Origin of the sequence: Burkholderia sp. Ac-20384 (assembly GCF_017104605.1) — a bacterium.
In the GTDB taxonomy this organism is placed as follows: Bacteria; Pseudomonadota; Gammaproteobacteria; order Burkholderiales; family Burkholderiaceae; genus Burkholderia; species Burkholderia lata.
The window spans coordinates 1-5,106 of sequence record NZ_JAAGPE010000455.1 but is presented as its reverse complement, the minus strand read 5'-3'; the positions used below and the strand labels follow the sequence as shown (position 1 = coordinate 5,106).

Genomic DNA, 5,106 nt, shown 5'->3' with positions numbered 1-5,106 from the left:
CGAGGCGCGCCTGCGGCTCGCGCATCAGCGCCGTGAGCGGACGCTGGCCGGCCAGCCACTGCGCGAGATGGGATTCGTAGAATAGGCCGCTTTCGCTCACCGCCTGGGCGAGCGCTGCGCGAAGCGCCGCGACCGGCAAAGTCGCAGCCGCTTCACGCGCCGCAGCAGCCGACGACGCGGCAGCGGAAGCGGAAGCCGGCGTGGAAGACGCAGCAAGATTGGAAGCGGCCGGCGCAGCCGTGTCGGTCAGCAGCACGGTGGGGTCGGCCAGCAGCGGCGCGCGCCCGGCAATGGCCGGTGTCGAGTCGCCGCCCACGCGCGAAATCGCGTCGAGCACGCGCCCGACATCGGATAACGCAGTCTGGGTGGAAGCGGGCGGCGCAGCAGGCGGGCTGCCGGCCGAAGGCGTGGACGACGCGCCGGTGCCCGGCGTGCCGACCTGCGAGGTCGCGCCGCCGCCGGCGGGCGCCGACACGGTGCCGGTCAGCAAGCTGTCGAGGCGGCTCGCCAGCAGCGCGGCCGCAACGGAGTCGATACCGGTCATGATCGGAGCCTGCTCATCTCAGCCACATCGTTGCGAATCCGGGAACGGCACATCGGTGCCGCCCGCGGGAACTGCGCGCCTGCCACATCGGACTCGTGCGCTCCCGCGCCCGTTTCCCCGGAAACGGGCCCTACCCGCGCGCGCGGTAGAGATCGGTCAATACCTTGGTCGAGCGCCGCGCCTCGAACAGCGCGGACAGCCGCGCGACGTCCGGGCTCGCGAGATCGCGAATCGCGGCGTCGTCGGCCAGGATGCGGCGGATCAGGTCGAGCTTGCGGCCGAGATCCGATTCGTCGAGCACGACGCCCGGATCGGCTTCCTTCAGCCCGTCGACCAACCGCATGAATTCGGCCTGCAACCCCGGCAACGCGCTCCAGTCGGCGCTGCGGGCAGCGCCCAGCATCCGGCCCGACACGGCGGCGAGCGCCTCGTAACGTTCGAAGTATTCGGCCTTGCGATTCATCGTGATGCTTCCACTGCCTGTTGCGCGGCCATCCGCGCGACTTCCGGGGCGATCCCCGTCCATGCTTCCTCGAGCGTCGCGAGCAGCCCGTCGACTTCGACCAGCATCGCGTCGCTCGCCTGCGCGTTCGCTTCGAGCAGACGCCGGCTGATATACGCATACAGCGCGTCCAGCCGCTCGGCGATCTCGCCGCCCGCGTCGCGGTTCAGCGACGCCTTCAGCCCGCTGTCGACGATCCGGATCGCCTTGCCGATCGCTTCGCCGCGCGCGGACACATTGCCCTGCTGCAAATGCAGGCGCGCCAGCGCAATCGCCTGCCGCGCGCCCTGGTACAGCATCGCGATCAACCGGTGCGGGGAGGCGCCCATCACCCCTGTCTCGACGCCGACACGCGCGTACGCACTGGCTCCAGCGTGTCCTGGGGAAAACATGCGCTTCTCCTTGTTATGCCTTGGCTATACGGGAACCGCGGCCGTGCATCGCACGACGCGGCCTTCACCGGAGTTATCGGAAGGGATTTGGAAAGCTTTAGGCAAGCGGAGCGTGCCGCCTGGCGCAGAAGGGCCGGCCCGCAGACCCGCCCGGATGGCCGTCCACGGACAGCTTTCCCCGCATAGCCGCGCGATCACACCGACATCTGCATGATGTCGTTGTAAGCGCTCACTAGCTTGTTGCGGACCTGGAGCCCGAACTGGAAGCCGATGTTGGCTTTCTGCATGTCGACCATCACGTCGTTCAGCGACACGTTCGGCGCGCCGACCTCGAACGCCTGCGCCTCGCCGAGCGCGTGCTGCTGGTCGCCGCTGATCTTGTCGAGCGACGCCTTCATCGCGCTGGCGAACGTGCTGGCCGTCGCCGCGCCCGAGCCGGCCAGTGCCGCCGTCGGGCTCGCGACGCCGCCGGACGCCTGCGCGGCCATCGACTGCATCTGTTGCAACACCGAACCGATTCCGCTGACGTTCGCCGTCATGCTGTCCCCGAAACTGAGAGAAGAGACCCGGACACACCGGGAGATCCGCCGGCGCCGCACCACGCGCACCATGCCGGATTCCGAAAAAGGATAGCAGCGTGACGCGCGTCAAAGCCGAGAAAGTACGGGGGAAACCCCGCTCTTTTCGGTCGATCGGAGTACGGCCCGGGTCACGATAATCGCATCGTGTCATTGTCCGCCCGCTCGTCCGAGCGAGCTCAGTCGTCCCGCTCCGGAGAAACTCGACGCATGGATTCGCAGGCCAACTCGCTGATCAACCCAGACGCCCGCGCGGGCCTCGCCAGCCCGGCGCCCGGCGCCGCCGCGGCCGCCGCGTTGCCGGGCGCGGGTGGCGCAGGCGCGGACTTCGGGCTTGGCGGCTTCGCGGAACGCATCCCCGGCATCTCGCGGATGAAGGGCAACCCGAAGCTGCCGTTCCTGATCGCCGTCGCATTCGCGGTCGCCGTCATCACCGCGCTCGTGCTGTGGAGCCGTGCGCCCGACTATCGCGTGCTGTACAGCAACCTGTCGGATCGCGACGGCGGCGCAATCATTGCCGCGCTCCAGCAGGCAAACGTTCCCTACAAGTTCGCCGATGCCGGCGGCGCGATCCTCGTGCCGTCGAACCAGGTGCATGAAACGCGCCTGAAGCTCGCCGCGATGGGGCTGCCGAAAGGCGGTTCGGTCGGCTTCGAGCTGATGGACAACCAGAAATTCGGCATCAGCCAGTTCGCCGAGCAGATCAACTACCAGCGCGCGCTCGAAGGCGAGCTGCAGCGCACCATCGAATCGATCAACGCCGTGCGCGGCGCGCGCGTGCATCTCGCGATCCCGAAACCGTCGGTGTTCGTGCGCGACAAGGAAGCGCCGAGCGCGTCGGTGTTCGTCGACCTCTACCCGGGCCGCGTGCTCGACGAGGGCCAGGTTCAGGCCATCACGCGGATGGTGTCGTCCGGCGTGCCCGACATGCCCGCGAAGAACGTGACGATCGTCGACCAGGACGGCAACCTGCTGACCCAGACCGCATCGGCATCCGGCCTCGACGCGAGCCAGCTCAAGTACGTGCAGCAGGTCGAGCACAACACGCAGAAGCGCATCGACGCGATCCTCGCGCCGATCTTCGGCACGGGCAACGCGCGCTCGCAGGTCAGCGCGGACCTCGATTTCTCGAAGATCGAGCAGACGTCGGAAAGCTACGGCCCGAACGGCAATCCGCAGCAATCCGCGATCCGCAGCCAGCAGACCAGCAGCGCGACCGAACTCGCGCAGGGCGGCGCGTCGGGCGTGCCGGGCGCGCTGTCGAACACGCCGCCGCAACCGGCGTCCGCGCCGATCGTCGCCGGCAACGGCCAGAACGCGCCGCAGACGACCCCGGTGAGCGACCGCAAGGACCAGACGACCAACTACGAAGTCGACAAGACGATCCGCCATCTCGAGCAGCCGATGGGCAACGTGAAGCGGCTGTCGGTCGCGGTCGTCGTCAACTACCAGCCGGTCGCCGACGCGAAGGGCCACGTGACGATGCAGCCGCTGCCGCCCGCGAAGCTCGCGCAGGTCGAACAGCTCGTGAAGGATGCGATGGGCTACGACGAGAAGCGCGGCGACTCGGTGAACGTCGTGAACAGCGCGTTCTCGACCGCGAGCGACCCGTACGCCGACCTGCCGTGGTGGCGCCAGCCGGACATGATCGCGATGGCGAAGGAAGCGGCGAAGTGGCTCGGCATCGCGGCGGCCGCCGCGGCGCTCTACTTCATGTTCGTGCGCCCGGCAATGCGCCGTGCGTTCCCGCCGCCCGAGCCGGTCGCACCGGCGCTCGCGGCACCGGAAGATTCGGTCGCGCTCGACGGCCTGCCGGGACCGGAGAAGTCCGAGGAGCCCGACGCGCTGCTGCTCGGGTTCGAAAGCGAAAAGAACCGTTACGAACGCAACCTCGACTACGCGCGCACGATCGCCCGCCAGGATCCGAAGATCGTCGCCACCGTCGTGAAGAACTGGGTGTCCGATGAACGCTGAAGGCTTGACCAAGAGCGCGCTCCTGCTGATGTCGATCGGCGAGGAAGAGGCCGCGCAGGTATTCAAGTTCCTCGCGCCGCGCGAGGTCCAGAAGATCGGCGCCGCGATGGCCGCGCTGAAGAACGTCACGCGCGAGCAGGTCGAGGATGTGCTGCACGAATTCGCGAAGGAAGCGGAGCAGCACACCGCGCTGTCGCTCGATTCGAGCGACTACATCCGCTCGGTGCTGACGAAGGCGCTCGGCGAGGACAAGGCCGGCGTGCTGATCGACCGCATCCTGCAGGGCAGCGACACGAGCGGCATCGAGGGCCTGAAGTGGATGGACTCGGGCGCGGTGGCCGAACTGATCAAGAACGAGCATCCGCAGATCATCGCGACGATCCTCGTGCACCTCGACCGCGACCAGGCATCCGAAATCGCGTCGTGCTTCACCGAGCGGCTGCGTAACGACGTGATCCTGCGGATCGCGACGCTCGACGGCATCCAGCCGGCCGCGCTGCGCGAACTCGACGACGTGCTGACGGGCCTGCTGTCCGGCAGCGACAACCTGAAACGCAGCCCGATGGGCGGCATCCGCACCGCGGCCGAGATCCTGAACTTCATGACGAGCGTGCATGAGGAAGGCGTGCTCGAAAGCGTGCGCCAGTACGACGCCGAACTCGCGCAGAAGATCATCGACCAGATGTTCGTGTTCGAGAACCTGCTCGACCTCGAGGATCGCGCGATCCAGATGGTGCTCAAGGAAGTCGAGTCGGAAACGCTGATCATCGCGCTGAAGGGCGCGCCGCCGGCACTGCGCCAGAAGTTCCTCGCGAACATGTCGCAGCGCGCGGCCGAACTGCTCGCCGAGGATCTCGACGCGCGCGGCCCGGTACGCGTGTCCGACGTCGAGACGCAGCAGCGCCGCATCCTGCAGATCGTGCGCAACCTGGCCGAGAGCGGCGCGATCGCGATCGGCGGCAAGGCGGAAGACGCGTATGTCTGATTCGGCGAGCGATCGCGCGGGCACCCTCACCGCGTACCAGCGGTGGGAGATGGCGTCGTTCGACCCGCCGCCGCCCCCGCCGCCGCCCGACGACGCGGCAGCGGCCGCCGGCGCGCTCGCCGAGGAACTGC

Annotated in this window: 5 protein-coding genes and 2 pseudogenes; 3 read left to right on the top strand and 4 right to left on the bottom strand. The window is 68.3% G+C overall.

Annotated elements, in window-relative coordinates; translation table 11 throughout:
• From G3O00_RS39605 to fliE, 4 genes and pseudogenes are all read right to left on the bottom strand, one after another.
• Positions 1-544 (bottom strand): annotated as a pseudogene (locus tag G3O00_RS39605) (flagellar hook-length control protein FliK); the annotation flags it as partial.
• Positions 545-674: 130 nt separating this feature from the next.
• Complete coding sequence (locus G3O00_RS39600) at positions 675-1,007, bottom strand: flagellar protein FliT (RefSeq protein WP_011353510.1); 333 nt, start codon at positions 1,005-1,007, stop codon at positions 675-677.
• Positions 1,004-1,438 (bottom strand): flagellar export chaperone FliS, encoded by a 435-nt coding sequence (gene fliS, locus G3O00_RS39595; RefSeq protein ID WP_174933848.1) that lies wholly within the window; start codon positions 1,436-1,438, stop codon positions 1,004-1,006. Before fliS ends, G3O00_RS39600 begins: the two co-directional genes overlap by 4 nt.
• A gap of 194 nt (positions 1,439-1,632) precedes the next feature.
• The gene (gene fliE / locus G3O00_RS39590; RefSeq protein WP_011353512.1) at positions 1,633-1,977 is read right to left on the bottom strand and encodes a flagellar hook-basal body complex protein FliE; all 345 of its coding nucleotides are present in this window, start codon (positions 1,975-1,977) and stop codon (positions 1,633-1,635) included.
• Between the two features lie 249 nt (positions 1,978-2,226).
• On the opposite strand from fliE, the gene fliF reads away from it, so the two are divergent.
• From fliF to G3O00_RS39575, 3 genes and pseudogenes are all read left to right on the top strand, one after another.
• Positions 2,227-3,990, top strand: a complete 1,764-nt coding sequence (gene fliF / locus G3O00_RS39585; protein ID WP_206146249.1) for a flagellar basal-body MS-ring/collar protein FliF — start codon at positions 2,227-2,229, stop codon at positions 3,988-3,990.
• Entirely contained in the window at positions 3,980-4,975 is a 996-nt protein-coding gene (gene fliG / locus G3O00_RS39580) for a flagellar motor switch protein FliG (protein ID WP_011353514.1), read from the top strand. Before fliF ends, fliG begins: the two co-directional genes overlap by 11 nt.
• A pseudogene (locus tag G3O00_RS39575) lies at positions 4,968-5,106 on the top strand (flagellar assembly protein FliH); the annotation flags it as partial. The gene fliG and the pseudogene G3O00_RS39575, both read left to right, overlap by 8 nt.

Excerpts from the sequence above, each read along its gene's own strand:
- fliS (WP_174933848.1), bottom strand. The coding sequence starts at position 1,438 with ATGTTTTCCCCAGGACACGCTGGAGCCAGTGCGTACGCGCGTGTCGGC.
- fliG (WP_011353514.1), top strand. The coding sequence starts at position 3,980 with ATGAACGCTGAAGGCTTGACCAAGAGCGCGCTCCTGCTGATGTCGATC.
- fliF (WP_206146249.1), top strand. The coding sequence starts at position 2,227 with ATGGATTCGCAGGCCAACTCGCTGATCAACCCAGACGCCCGCGCGGGC.
- fliE (WP_011353512.1), bottom strand. The coding sequence starts at position 1,977 with ATGACGGCGAACGTCAGCGGAATCGGTTCGGTGTTGCAACAGATGCAG.
- G3O00_RS39600 (WP_011353510.1), bottom strand. The coding sequence starts at position 1,007 with ATGAATCGCAAGGCCGAATACTTCGAACGTTACGAGGCGCTCGCCGCC.